The organism is Rhizobium etli CFN 42, assembly GCF_000092045.1.
Taxonomy (GTDB): Bacteria; Pseudomonadota; Alphaproteobacteria; order Rhizobiales; family Rhizobiaceae; genus Rhizobium; species Rhizobium etli.
On record NC_007761.1, the window covers coordinates 576,566 to 597,354 of the forward strand.

Annotated in this window: 16 protein-coding genes; 13 read left to right on the plus strand and 3 right to left on the minus strand. The window is 62.7% G+C overall.

Going from position 1 to position 20,789, the window contains the following annotated elements:
- Positions 1-32 precede the first annotated feature (32 nt).
- The 4 genes from RHE_RS02815 (at position 33) to RHE_RS02830 (ending at position 6,072) form a co-directional block, all read left to right on the plus strand.
- On the plus strand, positions 33-1,829 hold the full coding sequence (locus RHE_RS02815; protein ID WP_011423926.1) for an acyl-CoA dehydrogenase C-terminal domain-containing protein: 1,797 nt from the start codon (positions 33-35) through the stop codon (positions 1,827-1,829).
- A 222-nt stretch (positions 1,830-2,051) separates the two neighbouring features.
- On the plus strand, positions 2,052-3,260 hold the full coding sequence (locus RHE_RS02820) for an acetyl-CoA C-acetyltransferase (RefSeq protein ID WP_011423927.1): 1,209 nt from the start codon (positions 2,052-2,054) through the stop codon (positions 3,258-3,260).
- Positions 3,261-3,327: 67 nt separating this feature from the next.
- Positions 3,328-5,544, plus strand: a complete 2,217-nt coding sequence (locus tag RHE_RS02825; RefSeq protein ID WP_011423928.1) for an FAD-dependent oxidoreductase — start codon at positions 3,328-3,330, stop codon at positions 5,542-5,544.
- A gap of 318 nt (positions 5,545-5,862) precedes the next feature.
- Positions 5,863-6,072, plus strand: coding sequence for a cold-shock protein (locus RHE_RS02830; RefSeq protein WP_011423929.1), 210 nt, complete (start codon positions 5,863-5,865; stop codon positions 6,070-6,072).
- A gap of 144 nt (positions 6,073-6,216) precedes the next feature.
- Here the strand turns inward: RHE_RS02830 and RHE_RS02835 are convergent, their stop codons facing one another.
- Complete coding sequence (locus tag RHE_RS02835; protein ID WP_187331713.1) at positions 6,217-6,717, minus strand: MarR family winged helix-turn-helix transcriptional regulator; 501 nt, start codon at positions 6,715-6,717, stop codon at positions 6,217-6,219.
- Between the two features lie 57 nt (positions 6,718-6,774).
- On the opposite strand from RHE_RS02835, the gene RHE_RS02840 reads away from it, so the two are divergent.
- Together RHE_RS02840 and RHE_RS02845 are read left to right on the plus strand one after the other, a co-directional pair.
- The gene (locus tag RHE_RS02840) at positions 6,775-7,179 is read left to right on the plus strand and encodes a GFA family protein (protein ID WP_011423931.1); all 405 of its coding nucleotides are present in this window, start codon (positions 6,775-6,777) and stop codon (positions 7,177-7,179) included.
- A gap of 119 nt (positions 7,180-7,298) precedes the next feature.
- Entirely contained in the window at positions 7,299-7,742 is a 444-nt protein-coding gene (locus RHE_RS02845) for a YybH family protein (RefSeq protein ID WP_020920331.1), read from the plus strand.
- Positions 7,743-7,757: 15 nt separating this feature from the next.
- On the opposite strand, the gene RHE_RS02850 is transcribed toward RHE_RS02845, so the two are convergent.
- The gene (locus tag RHE_RS02850; RefSeq protein ID WP_011423933.1) at positions 7,758-8,960 is read right to left on the minus strand and encodes an MFS transporter; all 1,203 of its coding nucleotides are present in this window, start codon (positions 8,958-8,960) and stop codon (positions 7,758-7,760) included.
- Between the two features lie 136 nt (positions 8,961-9,096).
- Between RHE_RS02850 and RHE_RS02855 the strand changes: the two genes are divergently transcribed.
- A complete protein-coding gene (locus RHE_RS02855) occupies positions 9,097-9,654 on the plus strand; it encodes a TetR/AcrR family transcriptional regulator (RefSeq protein ID WP_020920333.1) in 558 nt (185 codons plus the stop codon).
- A 7-nt stretch (positions 9,655-9,661) separates the two neighbouring features.
- Here the strand turns inward: RHE_RS02855 and RHE_RS02860 are convergent, their stop codons facing one another.
- Positions 9,662-13,165, minus strand: a complete 3,504-nt coding sequence (locus RHE_RS02860) for a PAS domain-containing hybrid sensor histidine kinase/response regulator (RefSeq protein ID WP_011423935.1) — start codon at positions 13,163-13,165, stop codon at positions 9,662-9,664.
- A 220-nt stretch (positions 13,166-13,385) separates the two neighbouring features.
- Between RHE_RS02860 and mscL the strand changes: the two genes are divergently transcribed.
- From mscL to RHE_RS02890, 6 genes are all read left to right on the plus strand, one after another.
- Positions 13,386-13,823, plus strand: a complete 438-nt coding sequence (gene mscL, locus RHE_RS02865; protein WP_011423936.1) for a large conductance mechanosensitive channel protein MscL — start codon at positions 13,386-13,388, stop codon at positions 13,821-13,823.
- Positions 13,824-13,943: 120 nt separating this feature from the next.
- Positions 13,944-15,110 (plus strand): pyridoxal phosphate-dependent aminotransferase, encoded by a 1,167-nt coding sequence (locus tag RHE_RS02870; protein ID WP_011423937.1) that lies wholly within the window; start codon positions 13,944-13,946, stop codon positions 15,108-15,110.
- A 203-nt stretch (positions 15,111-15,313) separates the two neighbouring features.
- On the plus strand, positions 15,314-16,348 hold the full coding sequence (gene galE / locus RHE_RS02875) for a UDP-glucose 4-epimerase GalE (protein WP_011423938.1): 1,035 nt from the start codon (positions 15,314-15,316) through the stop codon (positions 16,346-16,348).
- Between the two features lie 115 nt (positions 16,349-16,463).
- The gene (locus RHE_RS02880) at positions 16,464-18,425 is read left to right on the plus strand and encodes a putative bifunctional diguanylate cyclase/phosphodiesterase (protein ID WP_042117851.1); all 1,962 of its coding nucleotides are present in this window, start codon (positions 16,464-16,466) and stop codon (positions 18,423-18,425) included.
- A gap of 82 nt (positions 18,426-18,507) precedes the next feature.
- Positions 18,508-19,560: an enoyl-CoA hydratase/isomerase family protein gene (locus tag RHE_RS02885; RefSeq protein WP_011423940.1), complete on the plus strand. Its 1,053-nt coding sequence runs from the start codon at positions 18,508-18,510 to the stop codon at positions 19,558-19,560.
- A 242-nt stretch (positions 19,561-19,802) separates the two neighbouring features.
- Positions 19,803-20,741, plus strand: a complete 939-nt coding sequence (locus RHE_RS02890; RefSeq protein WP_011423941.1) for an MBL fold metallo-hydrolase — start codon at positions 19,803-19,805, stop codon at positions 20,739-20,741.
- Positions 20,742-20,789 lie beyond the last annotated feature (48 nt).

A 20,789-nucleotide genomic window follows, 5' to 3' on the forward strand; every position in this document is an offset into this window, starting at 1 on the left:
ATCCGGTTATTTGAATGGGAGGAATTTGAGAGATGCCAGTCTACAAGGCCCCGGTAAACGATACGCTTTTCGTTCTGAACGACGTGCTGGGCCTCGAACGCTACAATAATCTTCCCGGTTTTGCCGATGCGACGCCCGATATGATCGAGGCGATCCTCGGCGAGGCGGCCAAGGTGGCCGAAGAAGTTCTTTTTCCGGTCAATTATTCCGGCGACCAGGAAGGCTGCAGACGGCAGGACGACGCCAGTGTCTCGACGCCGAAGGGCTTCAAGGAAGCCTATAACGCCTATCGCGAAGGCGGCTGGATCGGCCTTGCGGTGCCGGAGGAATTCGGCGGGCAGGGACTTCCCTATACGCTGCATACCGCCGTCGGCGAATATACCTCCGCCGCCAACATGTCGCTGATGATGTATCCTGGCCTGACGCAGGGCGCGATCGCCGCGATCCTCGTCCACGGCACGCAGGAACAGAAGGAAACCTATCTGCCGAAGATGGTGGACGGCTCATGGTCCGGCACCATGAACCTGACCGAGCCGCATTGCGGCACCGATCTCGGCATGTTGCGCACCCGTGCGGTGCCGCAGGCGGACGGCAGCTATAAAATATCCGGCCAGAAGATCTTCATCTCCGCCGGCGAACACGACCTAACCGACAATATCGTTCATCTGGTTCTGGCCCGCATCGAAGGCGCGCCCGAGGGCACCAAGGGCATCTCGCTGTTCATCGTCCCGAAATTTCTGGTCGGCAAGGATGGCGCGCTTGGCGCCCGCAACGCCGTCACCTGCGGCGCGATCGAGCACAAGATGGGCATTCACGGCAACGCCACCTGCGTCATGAATTACGACGAGGCGACGGGTTTCCTGATCGGCGCCGAAAACCGCGGCCTCAATGCCATGTTCGTGATGATGAACGAGGCCCGCCTGATGGTCGGCCTGCAGGGCATCGCCATTTCCGAAATCGCCTATCAGAATGCCGCCAACTATGCCCGCGACCGCATCCAGGGCCGCTCGCTTTCCGGCGTCAAGGCGCCGGACAAGAAGGCCGATCCGATCATCGTCCATCCCGATATCCGCCGGTCGCTGATGACCATCCGAGCCTTCAACGAGGCAGGCCGCGCCTTCCTGCTCTGGACGGCGCTGAAATCGGATATCGCCCACCGCGCCACCGACGAGAAGGAGCGCCAGACGGCCGACGACATTCTCGGCCTCGTCACACCGATCCTCAAGGGCGTGATGACCGACCGCGGCTTCGATCACGCGGTCATGGCCCAGCAGGTCTTCGGCGGCCATGGCTATATCGAAGAGCACGGCATGAGCCAGTATGTGCGCGACGCTCGCATCGCCATGATCTATGAAGGCGCCAACGGCATTCAAGCGCTCGATCTCGTCGGCCGCAAGCTTGCGCTCAACGGCGGCCGCGCCGCCATGGCGCTCTTCAAGGAGATCGGCGATTTCTGCGAGGAGAACCGCAGCGATGAAAAGCTCTCCTTCTTCACCAGGCATCTGAAGAAAGGCTTGAACGACGTCCAGGGCGCGACCATGTGGTTCATGCAGAACGCCATGGCCAAGCCCGACAATGCCGGCGCCGGCTCGACCGACTACATGCACCTCTTCGGCCTCGTTGTTCTCGGTTATATGTGGGCGAAGATGGCAAAGGCCGCCGAGGACGGCCTTGCCTCAGGCGATGCGAGCCGCGAGGATTACCTGAAGAACAAGCTGATCACCGCGAAATTCTTCATGGAGCGGATCATGCCGGAAACTGCCCTTCGCAAGGCCCGCATCGAAGCCGGCGCCGACACGATGATGGCGCTGGCCGCGGAGGCGTTTTGATGGAGTTCCCCTTCTCCCCTGGGGGAGAAGGTGGCCCGAAGGGCCGGATGAGGGGGCCGCGGGCACGGCCTTCTTCTGGCTCCGGCTTTGCCGGAGACCCCTCATCGCCTCGCTTTGCCCAGGGTCGAGCCACAGGTCTCGACCCGTCCTTCGGACCCCCGCTGGGGAGAAGGGAAAACACGAAATTCACCGGCGCCGCCGCGCCGCCAGGGAGATGAGACTATGACCGAGGTTTTCATTTACGACCACGTCCGCACGCCGCGCGGCCGCGGCAAGAAGGACGGCGCCCTGCATGAGGTGCCCTCCGTCCGCCTTGCGGCGAAGACGCTGGAAGCGATCCGCGACCGCAACGGGCTCGACACGACAACCGTCGACGACATCATCATGGGCTGCGTCGACCCGGTCATGGATGCCGGCGCCGTCATCCCCAAGGCCGCCGCCTTCGAAGCCGGTTATTCCACCAGGGCGCCCGGCATGCAGATTTCCCGCTTCTGCGCCTCCGGCCTCGACGCCGTCAATTTCGGCGCCGGCAAGATCGCCCAAGGCGCCGACGACATCGTTGTTGCGGGCGGTGTGGAAAGCATGTCGCGCGTCGGTCTCGGCATGTCGGGCGGCGCCTGGTTCATGGATCCGTCGGTGAATTTCCCCGCCTATTTCATGCCGCAGGGCGTTTCGGCCGATCTCATCGCCACCAAATACGGCTTCAGCCGGACCGATGTCGACGCTTACGCCGTCGAGAGCCAGAAGCGCGCCGCCCATGCCTGGGAACAAGGCTGGTTCGACAGATCGGTCGTGCCCGTCAAGGATCAGAACGGCCTGACGATCCTTGATAAGGACGAGCATATGCGCCCCGGCACCGATATGCAGGCGCTCGCCTCCCTCAACCCGTCCTTCCAGATGCCCGGCGAGATGGGCGGCTTCGAAGCCGTCGGCATCCAGGCCCACCCGGAAATCGAACGCATCAACTATGTCCACCACGCCGGCAATTCCTCCGGCATCGTCGATGGCGCCGGCGTCGTCCTGCTCGGCTCCAAAGCCGGCGGTGAAAGCATGGGGCTGAAGCCGCGCGCCCGCATCAAGGCTTTCGCCAATATCGGCTCCGATCCGGCCCTGATGCTGACCGGGCCCGTGGACGTCACGGAGAAGCTGTTGAAGCGGACCGGCATGAACCTGTCGGACATCGACCTTTTCGAGCTGAACGAGGCCTTCGCCGCCGTCGTGCTGCGCTACATGCAGGCCTTCGACATCGACCATGACAGGATCAACGTCAATGGCGGCGCCATCGCCATGGGCCATCCGCTCGGCGCCACCGGCGCCATGATCCTCGGCACTGTGCTCGACGAGCTGGAACGTCGTGACCTCAACACCGCGCTGGTAACGCTCTGCATCGGCGCCGGCATGGGCACGGCAACCGTTATCGAACGCGTTTGATGGGATCGGGCCCCGCCCCGCAGGGGGGCTTCACCACAAGAAAATTCAGGGAGAGGAATTCCCCAAGATGAGCACCTACACCAATTTCACGCTCGAAACCGACGCTGATGGCATCGCTCTCGTCACCTGGGACATGCCCGGCAAATCGATGAACGTTTTCACCGCCGAGGTGATGGAAGAGCTCAATGCGATCATCGACGCCACCACCGCTGACGCCAGCGTCAAGGGTGTCGTCTTCACATCGGGCAAATCCTCCTTCTCCGGCGGCGCCGATCTTTCGATGATCAAGTCGATGTTCAGCTCCTATCAGGAGGAGAAGGCCAAGAGCCCGGAAAAGGCGGTACAGACGCTCTTTGGTCTGGTTGGCCGAATGAGCGGCCTGTTCCGCAAGCTCGAAACCTCGGGCAAGCCCTGGGTTTCCGCCATCAATGGCACCTGCATGGGCGGCGCATTCGAACTGTCGCTCGCCTGCCACGGCCGCGTCGCCTCCAATGCCAAGAGCGTCAAGATCGCGCTGCCCGAGGTCAAGGTCGGCATCTTCCCCGGCGCCGGCGGCACCCAGCGTGTGCCGCGGCTGGCGAACGCCCAGGACGCGCTGCAGATGATGACGACGGGTCAGTCGCTGAGCGGCTCGCGCGCCAAGGCGATGAACCTCGTGCATCAGGTGGTCGAGCCGGATCAGCTGATCCCGGCCGCCAAGCAGATGATCAAGGACGGGCTGAAGCCGGTGGCCCCCTGGGACGAGAAGGGCTTCAAGCTGCCGGGCGGCGGCATCTGGACGCCGGCCTCGGCCCAACTCTGGCCAGCCGCACCGGCAATCCTGCGCCGCGAAACCTCGGGCAATTATCCGGCCGCGCTCGCCATCCTGAAATGCGTCTATGAAGGCCTGCAGGTGCCGTTCGACACGGGTCTCAAGATCGAGCAGCGTTATTTCACCGAGGTGCTGCAGACCCGCGAAGCCTTCTCGATGATCCGTTCGCTGTTCATCTCCATGCAGGAGCTCGGCAAGGGCGCCCGCCGCCCCGCCGGCATTCCGAAGACGGAGCTCAAGCATGTCGGCGTCGTCGGCGCCGGCTTCATGGGCGCCTCGATCGCCTATGTCACGGCAGCTGCCGGCATTTCGGTGACGTTGATCGACCGTGACATGGAAGCGGCTGCCAAGGGCAAGGCCGTTTCCGAAGGCCTCGTCAAGGATGCAATCGGTAAGGGACGCCTTACTCAAGATGAGGCGGCAGCCCTTCTCTCCCGCATCACGCCATCGGGCGATTATGCCGATCTCGCCAATGTCGGCCTCGTTATCGAGGCCGTGTTCGAGGATCGCGAGGTAAAGAAGGCGGTTATCGACGCTGTTGAAGCGGTGCTGCCGGAAGGCGCGATCTTCGCCTCCAACACGTCGACGCTGCCGATCACGGGGCTGGCAAGGAATTCCAAACGCCCGGCCGATTTCATCGGCATCCACTTCTTCTCGCCCGTCGAAAAGATGATGCTGACCGAGGTCATCCTCGGCACGGAGACCGGCGACAGGGCGTTGGCGGTCGCTCTCGACTATGTCGCGGCGATCAAGAAGACGCCGATCGTGGTCAACGACACGCGCGGTTTCTTCGTCAATCGCTGCGTGCTGCGCTACATGTCGGAAAGCTACGACATGCTGATCGAAGGCGTGCCGCCTGCCATGATCGAAAATGCTGCCAAGATGGCCGGCATGCCGGTCGGTCCGCTGGCGCTCAACGACGAGGTCGCCATCGACCTCTCGCTTAAGATCCTCAAAGCCGCCGTCGCCGATCTCGGCGAGAAGGCCATCGACCCCAGGCATATGGAGCTTATCTCCCGCATGGTGGAGAAGGAGGGCCGCTTCGGCCGCAAGAATTCCAAAGGCTTCTATGACTACCCCCCGAAACCGGCCAAGAAATCCCTCTGGCCCGATCTCAAGAGCTTCTATCCGCAGAAGAAGGCGGAGGAGGTCGACGTTAACGTGCTGAAGCAGCGTTTCCTCGTCACCATCGCGCTCGAAGCCGCCCGCACCGTGGAAGAAGGCATCGTCACCGATCCGCGCGAAGCCGACGTCGGCTCGATCCTCGGCTTCGGCTTCGCGCCCTATACCGGGGGTGCGCTGAGCTATATCGATGGCATGGGCGCGAAGGCTTTCGTGGATCTGGCTGAAAGGTTGGCGGAAACTTACGGAGATCACTTCAAGCCGACGCCGCTGCTGAGGGATCTGGCTGCCAAGGGCGAGACGTTCTACGGGCGGTTCGATCCCTATGCGGGGACGAAGGCCGCGGCGTAAGCGCGATCCGCGGCTTGGTTCTAACGGGAGTATCTTTACCGTAGTGCCGCGGCCGCCCCCTCTGCCCTGCCGGGCAGAGGGGGCGCCGCGTCACCACGGGACCCTTTCGCCCCAAGTGCACGATTTCGACTTTCCCTTGCCGACGCCTTGCCGCGGACACAATTTGCAACTACATCCTCGCACATCGATCTTGCTAGATGAACTTTGAAACGGCGCTTGCGTCGTTCCTGACGACCTTCCTCCAAAATCGGTTTTCATCGCCGCTTGGGCTTTGCCCGGGCTGCAATCTTCTATGAGCGATTCGAAAAGGATATCGTCATGAACACAGGTACTGTTAAGTGGTTCAACGCAACCAAGGGCTTCGGCTTCATTCAGCCGGATGACGGCGCCGCCGACGTTTTCGTCCACATTTCGGCCGTTGAGCGCGCCGGTATGCGTGACCTCAAGGATGGCCAGAAGTTGTCCTACGATCTCGTCCGCGACAACAAGTCCGGCAAGATGTCGGCAGACCGCCTCCAGGCGGCCTGAGCCTTCAAAGGCTTGAATATCATCTCCGGATCGTGACCACGGATGTACTGGCACGATTCGTTGAGACGGCAGGGAAGGTCGGGTGAGCCCGGCCTTTTTTTGTTTCGGGTCGACGGCGGGCGCATCATCACGGGGGCGAATTGCTCAATTGCCGGGTATCTCGTCGACCTCCATCACCTCCATCACCCGCGCCATGACAGTCCGCGCCGCATCGAGCTCGGCCGAGGTAAACGCGGCTCCGAGCTTGTTCGCCCATCCCGCCTGCGCCACCTCGATCACCCCGAGCCGCGCCGCCCCTTCCGCCGTCAACCGCACCAGCTTGGCGCGCTGATGCTGCGGGTTGTCGGCATAGGCAATCAGCCCCTCATCCGCGAGCACGTCGGCAAGCCGCTGCACGCCCTGACGGGCGAGGCCGAGCGCGCGGGCGATTTGCGCCACCGAGAGGTCGCCGCGCCTTGCCGCGGCCAGCACCTGCCAGCGCGCGCTGGTTTGTCCTGCAGGCTTCGCCAACCGGTCGCCGGCGGCGGTCAGGTGACCGGCGAGACGCAGAGCTGTGATCGCGAAAGCGGAAAAGGCATCCCCTTCCATCGTTCGCCCAGGCCGATTATGTTTGACAACATGTTGTCTATTCGGTATCTCATCCATGATGACAATACATTGTCATATAGACAAGCAGAACGCAACGCCGGAGGGGAGATCGCCATGAAGAGGACCTACAAGGGAAGCTGCCATTGCGGCAAAGTGCACTACGAGGTGGATATCGATCTCGAAGCCGGCACCGGCCGCTGCAATTGTTCGATCTGTGCCAAGCGGCGTTATTGGGGCGCCAACGTCAAGCCGGAGGATTTCCGGCTGATGTGCGACGAGGCTGTCATGGCCGACTACCAGTTCAATACGATGAGCGGCCATCACCGCTTCTGCCGCACCTGCGGGGTGCCGGCATATGGTGACGGTTATGTCGAGGCGATCGGCGGCGCCTATGTCTCGATCAACATCGCCTGCCTGGATAATATTACGCCCGAGGAACTGGCGGCGCTGCCGGTTCGTTACGCCGATGGCAGGCACGATGCCTGGTGGAACGAGCCTGAAGTGACGAGTTATCTCTGAAGCAATTCCGGTCGTACGCGCAGCGATCCTGCGTCCGAATTGCCGAGACTGAAATGCATCATTGTCGGATCGTCCTCCTGCCACTCGTCCTCTGTCCATAACGGAAAAGGAGAACGGCCGTGAAAGACGAAGCAATTGCCAGGCACGAGGAAGAGGCGGTCATCGCCATGCTGATGATGCGGGCCAAGGCGCTGGGGGAAAAGAACGCCGAGGAGGCGCTTTCCTACGAGGCCGAAGATTCCGTGGAATTTTCCCTGGCGCCGCCGCTGGTCATCAACGGCAAGGACAAGGCTGGGTTGCAGGCCTGGTTCGACACCTGGGAAGGTCCGATCGGCGGCGAGGTGCGCGATGCCAAACTGACGGTCGGCGAAGGTGTCGCTTTCTGGTGTGGCCTCACGCGGATGACCGGGACGAAGACCGATGGCACCAAGGTCGATCTCTGGTTCCGACAGACGCTCGGCCTCGTCAAACAGGATGGCCGCTGGCTGGTGACCCATCAGCATGCCTCCGTTCCCTTCGCCATGGATGGCAGCGGCCGCGCGCTGCTCGATCTCCAGCCGTGAACACTCGCGCCGGTGTCAGGCCGCATTCTCCGCCGCCTTCCCCCGGCCGGCGCGAACAGCCATGATCCCGACGCCCATCAACAACAGGATTGCCGTCGCATAGATATCCGTCGTCAGCGCATAACCGGCCGATTTCGCCAGGAACCCGGCGAGGATCGCCGGCAGGCTAAAGGCGAGGTAGCTCTGCACGTAGAAGGCGGCCAGCAGCCCGGCTCGTTCGTCAGCTTTCGCGAGCGGCATGATGGTGCCGATCGAGCCTAGGAAATTGGTGCCGAAGCCGGCGCCGGTAAAGACAGTGCCGATGAGCAGCAGCGGAACATTGGCAAGGTGCACGCCGGCAACGACGGTCAGGATGCCGAGCGTCTTCGCCGATACGCCGAAACCGAGATTGGCCGATGCCGTCTTGCTGCGCCTGATATAGACGGTGATCGCGCCGCTGACCATCAGCGCGGTGACGACAGCCCCGCCGGTCAGCGGCGCCCTGCTGCCGGTCGTGCTGGCGACCAGCGATGGGACAAGCGAAAGATAGAAACCGGCAAGCGTCCAGTTGGCAATGTTGATCGGCGTCACCAGCGACAGTGGCCGCTTGACCTGCGGCGGAATGGCGACGCGTGGTATCAGCGAGCCGAGGGCGCCCGGCCGCCTGCCGGCGGTCTCGTGCGTCAGCCATATGCCGCCCGCCTGCAGCGTGAACGCAATGAGCAGCAACGCATAGGTGAGGTGCATCGGGGAGGGGCCAAATTGAATCAACGCGCTGGTGCCGACCGCGCCGACCGCCATGCCGCAAAGCGGCGCGATCGAGTTGACGATCTGCCCCTTTGCCCGGTCGACATCGACGAGCGCGGCTCCGAGCGAGGCGCCGGCGATGCCGGTAGCAATACCCTGGACGATCCGCGCCGCAATCAGCCAACCCGGTCCGGTAGCGACGACGAACAGCGCCATGGCGATGATTTCGAGCAGCAGGGCGAAAAAGATCACCGGCCTGCGGCCGAGGTGATCGGAGATAGAGCCGGCCGTCAGCAAGGCCGCCAGCAGCGCAAAGGCGTAGACGGCGAAGACCACGGTAATCAGCACCGGCGAGAGCGCGAAGTTATCTTGATAGATCCGGTAGAGTGGGGTCGGCGCGGCGGAAGCACCGAAGAAGGTGGCGAGCGTCAGCGCGTGGAAGCCGATCGAGGGGCGCGGAGCATTCTCTGTGGATTTGGAGGCAGCGAACATATATAAGCCCCTTAAAGCTAACCTGTTGCGTTAGCTCCATGTAGGGTGAATAAGGCGCAAAGGCAAATTATTTGCGTTTATGCTCCTGTCAAAGATTTTGAACCATCGATGTCAGGATGAAGGTCGGGTTACAGGCATGGCAGTGAAAGAGAATCTCCGTCCGGGCGGACGAAGCGCTCGGGTCCAGGCGTCGGTGCACAAGGCGGCGCGCGATCTGTTGGCCGAGTTCAATCGCACGGAGGTGACGATCCCGCTGATCGCCGCCAGGGCGGGCGTGACGCCGTCAACCATCTATCGCCGCTGGGGCGACCTGCAGGAGCTTCTCGCCGACGTCGCCGTCGAGCGGCTGCGGCCGGATATGCAGCCGGTCGATGCCGGCAGCGGCAAGGCCGATCTTCAGGCCTGGGCCGAACAATATGCCGAGGAAATGTCCTCCGGGCCGGGCCGCGAGATGATCCGCGACGTGTTGGCGGCGCAGGCCGGCGCCAATGCCAGCAAGTGCTGCGAATATACGCGCCAGCAGATCGTCGTCATCGCCGACAGGGCAAAGGCGCGCGGCGAGGCCTTTCCGGATGTCGACCTCGTCATGGATCAGGTGGTGGCGCCGATCATGTATCGCATCCTGTTCGGCGACGTGCCGGATGCGGCGCGTGTGTGCGATCTCGTTTCGCGCATCATGAGCGCGCCTGACTGAACTTGCCTTACTCGGCGGCGGCGCGCTTGAGGCCCGATATCTGGGTGATATAGGCGCGCAACGCCGCCGGACGCACCGGCTTGTGTTGAACGGCGATGCCGTAGCGCTCGGCCTCACTGCGCACTTCAGGCGTGCGGTCGGCGGTAACAAGCAAGGCGGGGATGTCGATACCGAACTGCCGGCGCAGATGCAGGATTGCGGCAAGCCCAGTGCCGTCGTCGAGATGATAATCGGCGATGGCAAGGTCCGGCGGCCCATCGCGGCCGTCCATGGCGATCACCTCGGCAAGGCAATCCACCGCCGTCACCTCACAGCCCCAGCCGCTGAGCAGCAACCGCATGCCTTCCAGGATCTTCGGCTCGTTGTCGATGCAGAGGATTTTCAGTCCCTTGAGCGGCTGCCCCGGGCGGTCTGCGGGGGTGACGGCGGCAGCAGCCTCGGCCGGGCGTGAGACGTCGAGCGGCATGGAGATGCGAAATTCAGTGCCCCTGCCATGCGTCGAGAGCAGCTCGACCGGATGGTTGAGCACGCGGGCGATGCGGTCGACGATCGAAAGGCCGAGCCCGAGGCCGGAAGCAGTCTTGGCGCCTTCGTCCAGCCGCGCGAATTCCTTGAACACGGTGCGGAATTTCGATGGCGGAATGCCGATGCCGGAATCCATTACCTGGATGATCACCTGGTTGCCGCGCCGCCGCGCCCCGACCAGCACCTTGCCGGTGATCGTGTATTTTATGGCGTTGGAAACGAGATTCTGCACCAGGCGGCGCAGCAGGTTCGGGTCTGAGCGGACGCGCAGCGATGTCGGCATGACCACCAGCTTCAGCTGTTTCTCACGGGCGATCGGCGCAAAATCGGTCTCGATCCGCTCCAGCAGGTCGGAAAGCGCGACCGAGGCAAGCCGCGGCCGCATGGCGCCGGTATCGAGCCTTGAGATATCGAGCACCGCGCCCAGGATGGTTTCGACCGATTCCAGTGCTGAATCGATGTTGCGCACGATCGGACTGTTGTCGGATTGCGCCATGCGTTCGACCAGCGCCGAGGAATAGAGCCTGGCGGCGTTGAGCGGCTGCAGGATGTCGTGGCCGGCGGCGGCGAAGAAGCGCGTCTTGCCAATATTCGCCTCGTCGGCGGCCGCGCGTGCCTCGGCAAGCTCGCGATTGACGCGGGTCAGCTCGGCGGTGCGTTCGGCGACACGCTGCTCCAGCGTCTCGTTCGCCTGCTTCAGCGCCTGGTCGGCGTTGACGCGCTGGGTGATGTCGGTGAAGGTTGCCACAATGCCCTTGTCGGGCATGGCGTTGGAGCGCACCTCGATGATCCGCTCGCCGCCGCCGAGCACCAGTGCGAAGGGTTTGTCGAGCGTCAGGAAATGCCGCACTGTCTGCTGCAGATCGCCGGGCGCGATGTCGCCGCGCTGGCTGAGGATGGTGACGATCTCGGAGAGGGGAAAGCCGACCTGACCGGCATTCTCGGGCAGCTCAAGCAATTGCCGGAAGCGCCGGTTCCAGATCGTCAGCCGGTTGGAACTGTCGAAGACGGCAATGCCCTGATCCATCTGCGACAGCGCCGTCTGCAGCATGTCCTGGTTATACTGCAGCGCCTCGCTTGCCTGATCGAGCAGCCAGGCGGTGTCGGACGAGGCATCCTCGATCTTCTGCAGGATCAACGACAACACGAGGCGGGCAGAGGACGAGCCGATGGCGCTGCCGAGCAGCTGTTCGCTGAAATGGATCAGCGCCATGTCGGCCTGCTGTTCGTCCTCCAGCTTGCGGCCGGAGCTCTGTTCGTAGGTGGTGAACGAGCGCTGCATGCGCTCTTCGCCGAGATAACGCGAGATCGCCGCCTTGAGATCGCCGACGCTGATGCGGGTCTTCCAGCCGCGCGTGGCGAACTGCGAGCGCGAATGCCGTTTGACGAAGATGCCGGCCTGGATGCGCTCCAGCGGCCGGGCATTGCGGGTGAGCGAGCCGACGATGAAGAAGGCGGTGTTGACGAGTAGGCTCATGACGGTCGCATTGACCAGCGGATCCGCCCCGGGCGCGGTAAACAGCGTCGAGCCGGGAAAGATGAAGCCGAGCACGGCGCTCGCCACATAGGAATAATCAGGCCCGCCGAGCGAGGGCAGGAACAAGAGATAGATCCAGATGACGAAGCCGGAGGTCAGTCCGAGGATGGCGCCGCGCGCATTCGCCCGCCGCCAGATCAGCCCGCCGAACAGCGCCGGCGCGATCTGCGCGATCGCCGCAAAGGAGAGCAGGCCGATCGAGGCAAGCCCGGCGGTGCTGTCGGTCGAGCGGTAATAGGCATAGCCGAAGAGCAGCACGGCGAAGATGGCGCTGCGGCGAATGTTGAGCAGCGTCTTGGCGAAATCGTCGCGCTGGCCGGCACGGCCGGCCAGTTTGCGTCGGAGGAAGATCGGCATGACGATGTCGTTCGACACCATGATCGACAGCGCCACGGAATCGACGATGACCATCGCGGTGGCGGCAGAGAAGCCGCCGATGAAGATGATCAGCGACACCACCGGCATCTCGCCGGCCAGCGGCAGCGACAGCATGTAGAAATCGGCATTGCCGGCGCCGCCGAAGGTCAGGAGCCCGCCGATCGCCACCGGCAGCACGAAGAGATTGATTGATATGAGATAAGCGGGAAACAGAAAGCCTGCGAGTTTCAGCTGCTTCGCCGTCCGGTTTTCGACCACCGTCACATGGAACTGCCGCGGCAGCATGATGATCGCGAAGGCCGACAGAATGATCAGAGTGATCCAGCGGCTGATCGGCGTATGATAGCCGAGCGCCGACATCACCAGGTCGTTTTCGACGGTCTTCTGCCAGAGATCGGTGGGGCCATCGAAGAGAAACCAGATGACGCAGATGCCGGCCGTGAGGAAGGCGACGAGCTTGACCACCGATTCCATCGAGACGGCGAGGATAAGGCCGTCCTGGTGTTCCGTCGCATCCGTATGCCGCGTGCCGAACATGATGGCGAAACAGGCGAGCACGAGGGTGGCGACGAGCGGCAGGTCGAGGAAATAGAGATTGCCGCTGCCGATGCCGTAATCGGACGGGTTGACCATGGCGCCGACGGTGCTCGAGATCGCCTTCAGCTGCAGCGCGATATAGGGAACGGTGCCGATCAGCGAGATCAGCGCCACGATCGTTGCGACCGTCGGGTTTTTGCCGTAGCGCGCGGCGACGAAATCAGCGACCGAGGTGAGCTTCTCCGCCTTGGCGAGCTCGATGATGCGGCGAAGCAGCGGCATGCCGAGCGTGAAGACGAGGACGGGGCCGATATAGATGCCGGCAAATTCCAGGCCGCGTTGGGCGGCAAGCCCGACACTGCCGAAATAGGTCCATGAGGTGCAATAGATCGCAAGGCTCAGCGCATAGACGACGGGCCACCCGCCTTCAAGCGCCCCCGGGCCGCGGTTCTTGCGGTCGCCGTAGCTTGCCACGGCGAAAAGCAGCAGCAGGTAGCCGAAGGCAGACGCGAATATGACCCAGCCTGGAAGCATTAACCCTCCGCCGGCGAAAAGCCGCCGGCACCTCCCGCAACGAAGTCAGCTTAAGGCATTTCAGCTGCCTTGAAAATTCCCGTCCATCTACACCTTAAGTCAAAGGCCGGTGGCGACTTCGCCAGATAATTGCGATTGCCGATTGATTAATTGCAACGAAAATGTAGCTAATCGAAACAACGGCATATCTCTGAAATGGGATCGAAGGGAGACGGATCCGATGCTCAATGAGTTCAAGGCCTTTATCGCCCGCGGCAATGTCATGGATCTTGCAGTCGGCGTCATCATCGGCGGTGCCTTCGGTGGCATCGTCAAATCGCTGGTCGACGACCTTATCATGCCGATCGTCGGCGCCATTTTCGGCGGCTTCGATTTTTCCAATTATTTCCTGCCGCTCTCGTCGGCCGTCAACGCGCCCACACTTGCCGCCGCCCGCGCCCAAGGGGCGGTCTTCGCCTATGGCAGCTTCCTCACTGTCCTCATCAATTTCTTGATCCTTGCCTGGATTATCTTCCTGATGGTCAAGGCGGTGAACTATCTGCGCCAGCAGGTCGAGCGTCAGGAAAAGCAGGAGCCGGAACAATTGCCGCCGCCGCCGGCCGACGTCCAGCTGCTGACCGAGATCCGCGATCTGCTGGCCAAACGCCCCGCCGTCTGATCGGTCGTCGGCCCCCTGTCGAGCGGGCCGCCATTCATCACGAAAATCGATCTGCCATCACTTGTTATCATGGGATTTGCCGGCGCAAATCCGCTATGAAGGCGGAAACCGGAGATATGCATGTCGATCGTGGAAAGCCTCAGCCCGCGCGCCATAGCGGCGCCCGAAAGCGGAATCGTCGAAGTCGTCAATTATGCCCGTGGCCGTGAAGGCCTGTTGCCGCTCTGGGTCGGTGAAGGCGACCTGCCGACGCCCGACTTCATCAGCAGGGCGGCGATGGAGGCGCTGGCCGCTGGCGAGACCTTCTATACTTGGCAGCGCGGCATTCCGGAGCTTCGCCGGGCGCTGTCGGACTATTATGTCAGGCATTTTTCCCTGCGCCTTCCGGCCGAGCATTTCTACGTCACCGGCTCCGGCATGCAGGCGATCCAGATCTGCGTGCAGGCGCTGACCTCGCCTGGCGACGAATTCGTTTACCTCACCCCCGCCTGGCCGAATATTGCCGCAGCCCTCGAAATAGCAGGTGCGCGCTCTGTCGGCGTCACGCTGCAGTTCGAAGGCGGCAAATGGACGGTCGATCTCGAGCGCGCCGAAGCCGCCATCACATCCAAGACCAGAGGCATCTTCATCAACACCCCGTCCAATCCGACGGGGTGGACCGCGACGAAGAAAGATCTCGACGATATCCTGGCCCTTGCCCGCAAACATGATCTCTGGATCATGGCAGATGAAATCTACGCGCGCTATCACTTCGCCGGCGGCCGCGCGGCCTCGTTCCTCGACGTGATGGAGCCGGACGACAAGATCGTCTTCGTCAATTCCTTCTCGAAAAACTGGTCGATGACGGGCTGGCGCGTCGGCTGGATCGTGGCACCCCCTGAGATGGGCCAGGTGCTCGAAAACCTGGTTCAGTATTCGACATCGGGCGTCGCCCAGTTCATGCAGAAGGGCGCCGTCGCAGCCCTTGATCAAGGCGATGATTTCGTCGCCGCCAACATCGCCAGGGCGGCGCGGTCGCGCGATATCCTATGCGATGCGCTGATTGCCACAAATCGCGTCGAGACGCTTAAGCCGGACGGCGCGATCTATGCGTTCCTGAAGATCGACGGCGTTGCCGACAGCCGCAGCGCCGCCATCGACATCGTCGACAAGACGGGCGTCGGCCTTGCTCCCGGGGCTGCCTTCGGCGCCGGCGGCGAGCTCTTCCTGCGCGCCTGTTTCCTGCGCGACCCCGCCCAGGTGGCAATCGCGGCCGAGCGTCTCTGCGACTATATCCTCAAGCGCTGAGAGGGTGCGGGGCACACCGTGCGGGACGATTTCGTGCCGAAATCGCCCGATCGATAAAACTGTAGCAAAAAGCGAAATCGGCCTCTAACCACGACTCCAAACATACCCGTTCAAAAGCCTTCCAACGGCGCCGTGATAAGAAAATCGGAAAGAAAACCGGCGCCTGATGCCCCTGCTCATAAATTGAAGCGGGGTGTGGGGGCATGGCGGTTTTGGTGACGGGTGGCGCCGGTTATATCGGCAGTCACATGGTTTGGGCGCTCATCGATGCAGGCGAGGATGTGGTCGTGCTCGACCGTCTCTCCACCGGCTTCCGCTGGGCGGTGGCGCCGGCGGCGCGTTTTTATCTCGGCGATATCGCCGATCCCGACATACTGAAGAAGATCTTCATCGAAAACGACATCGAGGCGATCATCCATTTCGCCGGCTCCGCCGTCGTGCCGGTGTCGGTCGCCGATCCGCTCTCCTATTACGACAACAATTCCGGCAAGACCCGTGCGCTTCTTTCCGCCTCGATCAGGGCCGGCATCCGCAACTTCGTCTTCTCCTCGACGGCCGCCGTTTACGGCCAGCAGCAGACGGACCTGCCGGTGAAGGAGACGGCTCCCCTCAACCCGGAAAATCCTTACGGTCAATCGAAGCTGATGACCGAGCTGATGCTGCGCGATGCCGCCGCCGCTTATGATTTCAACTATGTCGCGCTTCGCTACTTCAATGTCGCCGGCGCCGACCCGCACCAGCGCACGGGCCAGTCGACTTCGGGCGCCACGCACCTCGTCAAGGTTGCCTGCGAAGCAGCGCTCGGCAAGCGCGACAGCGTCCATGTCTATGGCATCGACTATCCCACCCATGACGGCACCGGCGTGCGCGACTACATCCATGTCACCGACCTCGCCGATGCGCATCTGAAAGCGCTGCAGCACCTGCGCAGGGACAAAGGCCCGCTCGTCGCCAATTGCGGTTACGGCAGCGGCTATTCCGTGCTTGACGTCCTGAACATGGTCACCCGCCTGCACGGGCATTCCTTCAAGATTCACATGGCGCCACGGCGCGCCGGCGATTCGGCAAGCGTCGTCGCCGACGCTTCGCTCGCCCGGCAGATTCTCGACTGGAAGCCCCGATACGATTCGCTTGAGACCATCGTCCAGAGTTCGCTGGATTGGGAACTCTTCCTGTCCAACAGAAACGTCGACGACCTGCACAGCATCCACCGGGCACTTGCCGCCGCATCCTTCTGAGCGGTGTCCGGCGGCGACCGCCGTCTAACTCCGCGCCCGCGGGTTCGAATGACATGACGTGAATAAGGAAACATCAAGCTTTCGCTGGCTGGCTCTGGCCGACGGATAAGAGAAGATGAAGAACTTTCTGGCCTCATTGCAGCTGCGAAAAGACAATCCGACGCTTCTGATGGCGCAGTTTCGGGCCCTGTCGTCACAGATTCCCATTCTCTATATCCTGCTGGTCATCAATGCGCTTGCGGTAGCGATCACCCATCTCGAATCCGCGCCCCTATGGCTGTCGCTCTATATTCCGGTGGCCTTGAGCGTCGTCTGTGTCTTCCGTCTCTGCTGGTGGGAGATCAGAGGCAAGGAAAACATCACCGCCGAGCGGGCCTATAGACTGATGAAGGTGACCATCTCGGGCGCTGGCATCCTGACCGTCGCCTTCGGCGGCTGGTCGATCGCGCTTTACCAATATGGCGACGCTTTGCAGCAGGGCCAGATTGCCTATTTCCTCGTTGTCACAGGCATTTCCTGCATCTTCTGCCTGATGCATCTGCCGATGGCGGCGGCCATGACTACGGTCATCACCTTCTCGGCCATGATCGCGACCTTTATGTTCTCCGGCAACCCGGTTTTCGTCGCCACCGCCGTCAGCGGCCTTTTCCTGATCCTGCCCTTCCTCAGGGTGATCAACAGCTATTTCCAGAATTTCGTCGGCCTGGTGCAACTGACCGAGGAACTGAAGCAGAAGCAGGAGGAGGCCGAGGAACTGAACCTCGTCAACAGCCGCAACGCGCTGCAGGACCAGCTGACCGGCCTTGCCAATCGCCGCAGCTTCTTCCTCTCACTGGAAGAACGGCTGCAGAAAAATCCGTCGACGCCGCCCGTCATCGGCATCATCGATCTCGACGGCTTCAAGCCGGTCAACGACGTCTTCGGTCATGCCGCCGGCGATCTGGTGCTCAAGGAGACGGCCCGGCGCTTCACGGTGCTGGTCGGCGAGGCGGGCATCGTCTCGCGTCTCGGCGGCGATGAATTCGGCATCATCTTTCCCTGCTCGATGACGCGCCAGGCGATCGCCGATCTCGGCCAGGCGCTTTGCGCCACCGTCCGCAACCCTTACGAAATCCCCGACGGCTCGGTCCGCGTTTTCGGCTCCTGTGGCATCGTCTATCCCGAAGCCGGCAGTTACACCGCCGAAGATCTTTACGAGAAGGCGGATTTTGCCCTCTATCAGGTCAAGAGCAAGCGCAGCAGCGGCGTCGAATTCTTCTCGGCCGATCATGAGAAGATCCTGACCCAGCGCCACCTGATCGAACTGGAGCTGCAGGCAAATGACTTCGCCAGCGAAATGAAGCTCGATTATCAGCCGATCGTCGAATTGCAGAGCGGCCGCGTCGTCGCCTATGAGGCGCTCGCCCGCTGGGACAGCGCCCGCTTCGGCCGCATCAGTCCCTCAGCCTTCATCCCTGCCGCCGACCGCACCGCCGTGATCGGCCGCATGACGCGCATTCTCTTTGCCCAGGCGCTCGAAGCGCTGGCGATCATGCCGCGCCATCTGCGGCTGTCCTTCAATCTCTCGGCCCGCGATATCTGCGACCACGAGACCTCGATGGCGCTGCTGGCCATGATCACCCGCTCCGGCGTCGATCCCAGGCGCATCGAATTCGAAATCACCGAGACCGCGCTGCTCTCCGATTTCGACACCGCCGACCGGGTGATCACGATGCTGCGCGCCGCCGGCATCTCGATCGCACTCGACGATTTCGGCACCGGTTTCTCGAGCCTCAGCCACATTCATCGCCTCGCCTTCGACAAGCTGAAGATCGACAAGGGGTTCGTGATGAATTTCGACCGTGACGCCCGGTGCATGAACATCACCCGTTCGGTCGCCAACCTCTGCCAGAACCTCGGCATCGCCTCGGTCGCCGAGGGCGTCGAAAGCGAAGCGATCGCCGAGGGGCTGAAGGCGATCGGCGTTCGCCTGGCGCAGGGCTATTATTTTTCGCGGCCGCTGCCGCTGGAACTCGCCATCGACTATGCCGCTCGCTGCGAGGCAAAAGCATCCGCCCGGGGTTCGCTGTCGGCCTGATCGATCAATCACGGCTGGCCTGAAATGCTCTGGAGCGATCTTGCATCGTCGTCTATGCATGTTCCAACAGCGGAGGTGAACCATGCAGGACAGCGAAGTCATCATCGAGCGGCGAGGCACTGCCGGCATCATCCGGCTCAACCGGCCGCGGGCGCTGAACAGCCTGACGCTGGCGATGATCCGGACGATCACCGAGGCGCTGGATGGCTTTGCCCGCGACGCCGAGGTGGCGACTGTCGTGGCAACAGGGGAGGGCGAACGCGGTTTCTGCGCCGGCGGCGATATCCGCGCCCTGCATGAGAGCGCCCGGGCCGGCGACGGCCTCGCCGGAACCTTCTGGCGGGAAGAATTCCGTCTCAACCATATGATCGCCGTCTACCCCAAACCCTATGTCGCGCTGATGGACGGCATCACCATGGGCGGCGGCGTCGGCCTGTCCTCGCACGGCCGCCACCGCATCGTCACCGAGCGCACCCGGCTGGCGATGCCGGAAACCGGCATCGGCTACGTCCCGGATGTCGGGGCCACCTGGTTGCTGCCGAAGGCACCCGGGGAGGCCGGAACATGGCTCGGTCTGACCGGGCTCGATATCGCCGCGGCCGACGCGATATACGCCCACCTTGCCGATCTTCAGATCGCCTCGTCGCGGCTCGCAGAAGTGATCGAGACATTGTCGGGCCTGCCGCGCGGCAGTTCGTCGGGTGATGTCGATGGCGTCCTGCAAGTATACGCAGAGCCTCCGGGCGAGAGCCGACTGCGGCACAACTCGACTATGATCGACCGCGCTTTCCGATTCGACAGCGTCGAGGAGATTCTGGCGGCGCTCGCCGGGGAGGATGGCGAATTCGCCGCTGAGACGCGCCGCGTGCTGCTGACGCGCTCGCCGACCAGCCTGAAGCTCGCTTTGCAGCTCCTGAGAGCCGGCCGCCGCAGCGGCTCGCTCGCCGAATGTCTCGGCCGCGAGCTCGGCGCCTGCCTGCAGATGCTGGATAATCCCGATTTCTTCGAAGGCATCCGCGCCGCCGTCATCGACAAGGACCGCAATCCGAAATGGTCGCCGGCCTCTGTCGAGGCTGTCAAGGCGCAAACGGTCGAGAACTTCCTGAAACCGGCCGAGCCGCCGCTTTTGCTCTGATGCTGTCATCCCCTGAATGCTGAATGCGCGGCATCTGCGGCGGGCGAGAGCCTCTGCGTCCTGATGCCAGCCTCTGCTACACCAAGTCTTCGGCGTGACGCGCCGAGACCGTAGGCCGGCCTGTGCTAAAGCCTAGCTTTCCCTCTCCTTTGAACTGATCGACCGCCAACCACGCTTCGGCTTAGGGTCCGCGACGTGACCCTATTCGACATCTCTCGATCACCAACAAACAGGAGCGCATCATGTCGCAGGCAGAAGCAAAACCCCGTACGACTGGTCAGCAGGAGCCTGGCAGGCCGAAGTCCGAAGAATTGGTTCCGTCGCGCTATGCGGTGCGGATCGGCGAAATTGAAGTGCTGATCATCAGCGATGGCGTGTTGCCGCTCCCGACGACGATGCTGGGACATAACGCCGACGCGGCTGACCGGGCAGTCTGGCTGGACGATATGTTCCTGCCGCGAGACGCTTTCGACTGGGCGTTGAACGTGGTCCTCGTGCGCAGCGGCGGGCAGACCATCCTCATCGACGCCGGGCTTGGTCTGGATCCGGACCTGAACTTGCCGCGGGCCGGGCAGTTGATCAAGCGATTGGAGGGCGCCGGCGTCGATCTGGCATCGGTGACCGACGTGGTGCTCACCCACCTGCACATGGATCACATCGGCGGGCTGCTGGTCGATGGCGTGAAGGACCGCTTGCGTGCCGATCTCAGGATCCACGTGGCGGCTGCGGAGACCAAGTTCTGGGAGGCGCCCGATTTCAGCCACGTATCCATGCCGCCCGGCTTTCCCGATGCACTTCGGGCAACGGCAAAGCGATTCCTCAGCGAGTACGGCAACCATCTCAACCTGTTCGACGAGCGGTCCGAGGTGGCGCCGGGTGTGGTCGTCCAACGCACCGGCGGCCATACCCCCGGACATAGCGTGGTCCGCCTGGCATCCGGCGGCGACCGTCTGACATTCGCCGGCGATGCCGTGTTCGCGGTCGGGTTCGAGCACCCCGACTGGTACAATGGTTTCGAACACGATCCCGAGGAGGCCGCTCGCGTTCGCATCGATCTTCTCAAGGAGCTGGCGGCGAACGGCGAACAACTGGTGGCCACCCACCTGCCGTTCCCGTCAGTGGGCCGGGTGGCGGTCGACGGTGACGTCTTCCGTTGGGTGCCGGTGTTCTGGGACTACTGACCGCCCGTCACGTCAGGGCCGAAGCAAGGCGCGCCGCACGGATCGGAT

Excerpts from the sequence above, each read along its gene's own strand:
- mscL (WP_011423936.1), top strand. The coding sequence starts at position 13,386 with ATGCTCAATGAGTTCAAGGCCTTTATCGCCCGCGGCAATGTCATGGAT.
- RHE_RS02880 (WP_042117851.1), top strand. The coding sequence starts at position 16,464 with ATGAAGAACTTTCTGGCCTCATTGCAGCTGCGAAAAGACAATCCGACG.
- RHE_RS02825 (WP_011423928.1), top strand. The coding sequence starts at position 3,328 with ATGAGCACCTACACCAATTTCACGCTCGAAACCGACGCTGATGGCATC.
- RHE_RS02815 (WP_011423926.1), top strand. The coding sequence starts at position 33 with ATGCCAGTCTACAAGGCCCCGGTAAACGATACGCTTTTCGTTCTGAAC.
- galE (WP_011423938.1), top strand. The coding sequence starts at position 15,314 with ATGGCGGTTTTGGTGACGGGTGGCGCCGGTTATATCGGCAGTCACATG.
- RHE_RS02890 (WP_011423941.1), top strand. The coding sequence starts at position 19,803 with ATGTCGCAGGCAGAAGCAAAACCCCGTACGACTGGTCAGCAGGAGCCT.
- RHE_RS02830 (WP_011423929.1), top strand. The coding sequence starts at position 5,863 with ATGAACACAGGTACTGTTAAGTGGTTCAACGCAACCAAGGGCTTCGGC.
- RHE_RS02860 (WP_011423935.1), bottom strand. The coding sequence starts at position 13,165 with ATGCTTCCAGGCTGGGTCATATTCGCGTCTGCCTTCGGCTACCTGCTG.
- RHE_RS02820 (WP_011423927.1), top strand. The coding sequence starts at position 2,052 with ATGACCGAGGTTTTCATTTACGACCACGTCCGCACGCCGCGCGGCCGC.
- RHE_RS02835 (WP_187331713.1), bottom strand. The coding sequence starts at position 6,717 with ATGGATGAGATACCGAATAGACAACATGTTGTCAAACATAATCGGCCT.
- RHE_RS02885 (WP_011423940.1), top strand. The coding sequence starts at position 18,508 with ATGCAGGACAGCGAAGTCATCATCGAGCGGCGAGGCACTGCCGGCATC.
- RHE_RS02870 (WP_011423937.1), top strand. The coding sequence starts at position 13,944 with ATGTCGATCGTGGAAAGCCTCAGCCCGCGCGCCATAGCGGCGCCCGAA.
- RHE_RS02850 (WP_011423933.1), bottom strand. The coding sequence starts at position 8,960 with ATGTTCGCTGCCTCCAAATCCACAGAGAATGCTCCGCGCCCCTCGATC.
- RHE_RS02855 (WP_020920333.1), top strand. The coding sequence starts at position 9,097 with ATGGCAGTGAAAGAGAATCTCCGTCCGGGCGGACGAAGCGCTCGGGTC.
- RHE_RS02840 (WP_011423931.1), top strand. The coding sequence starts at position 6,775 with ATGAAGAGGACCTACAAGGGAAGCTGCCATTGCGGCAAAGTGCACTAC.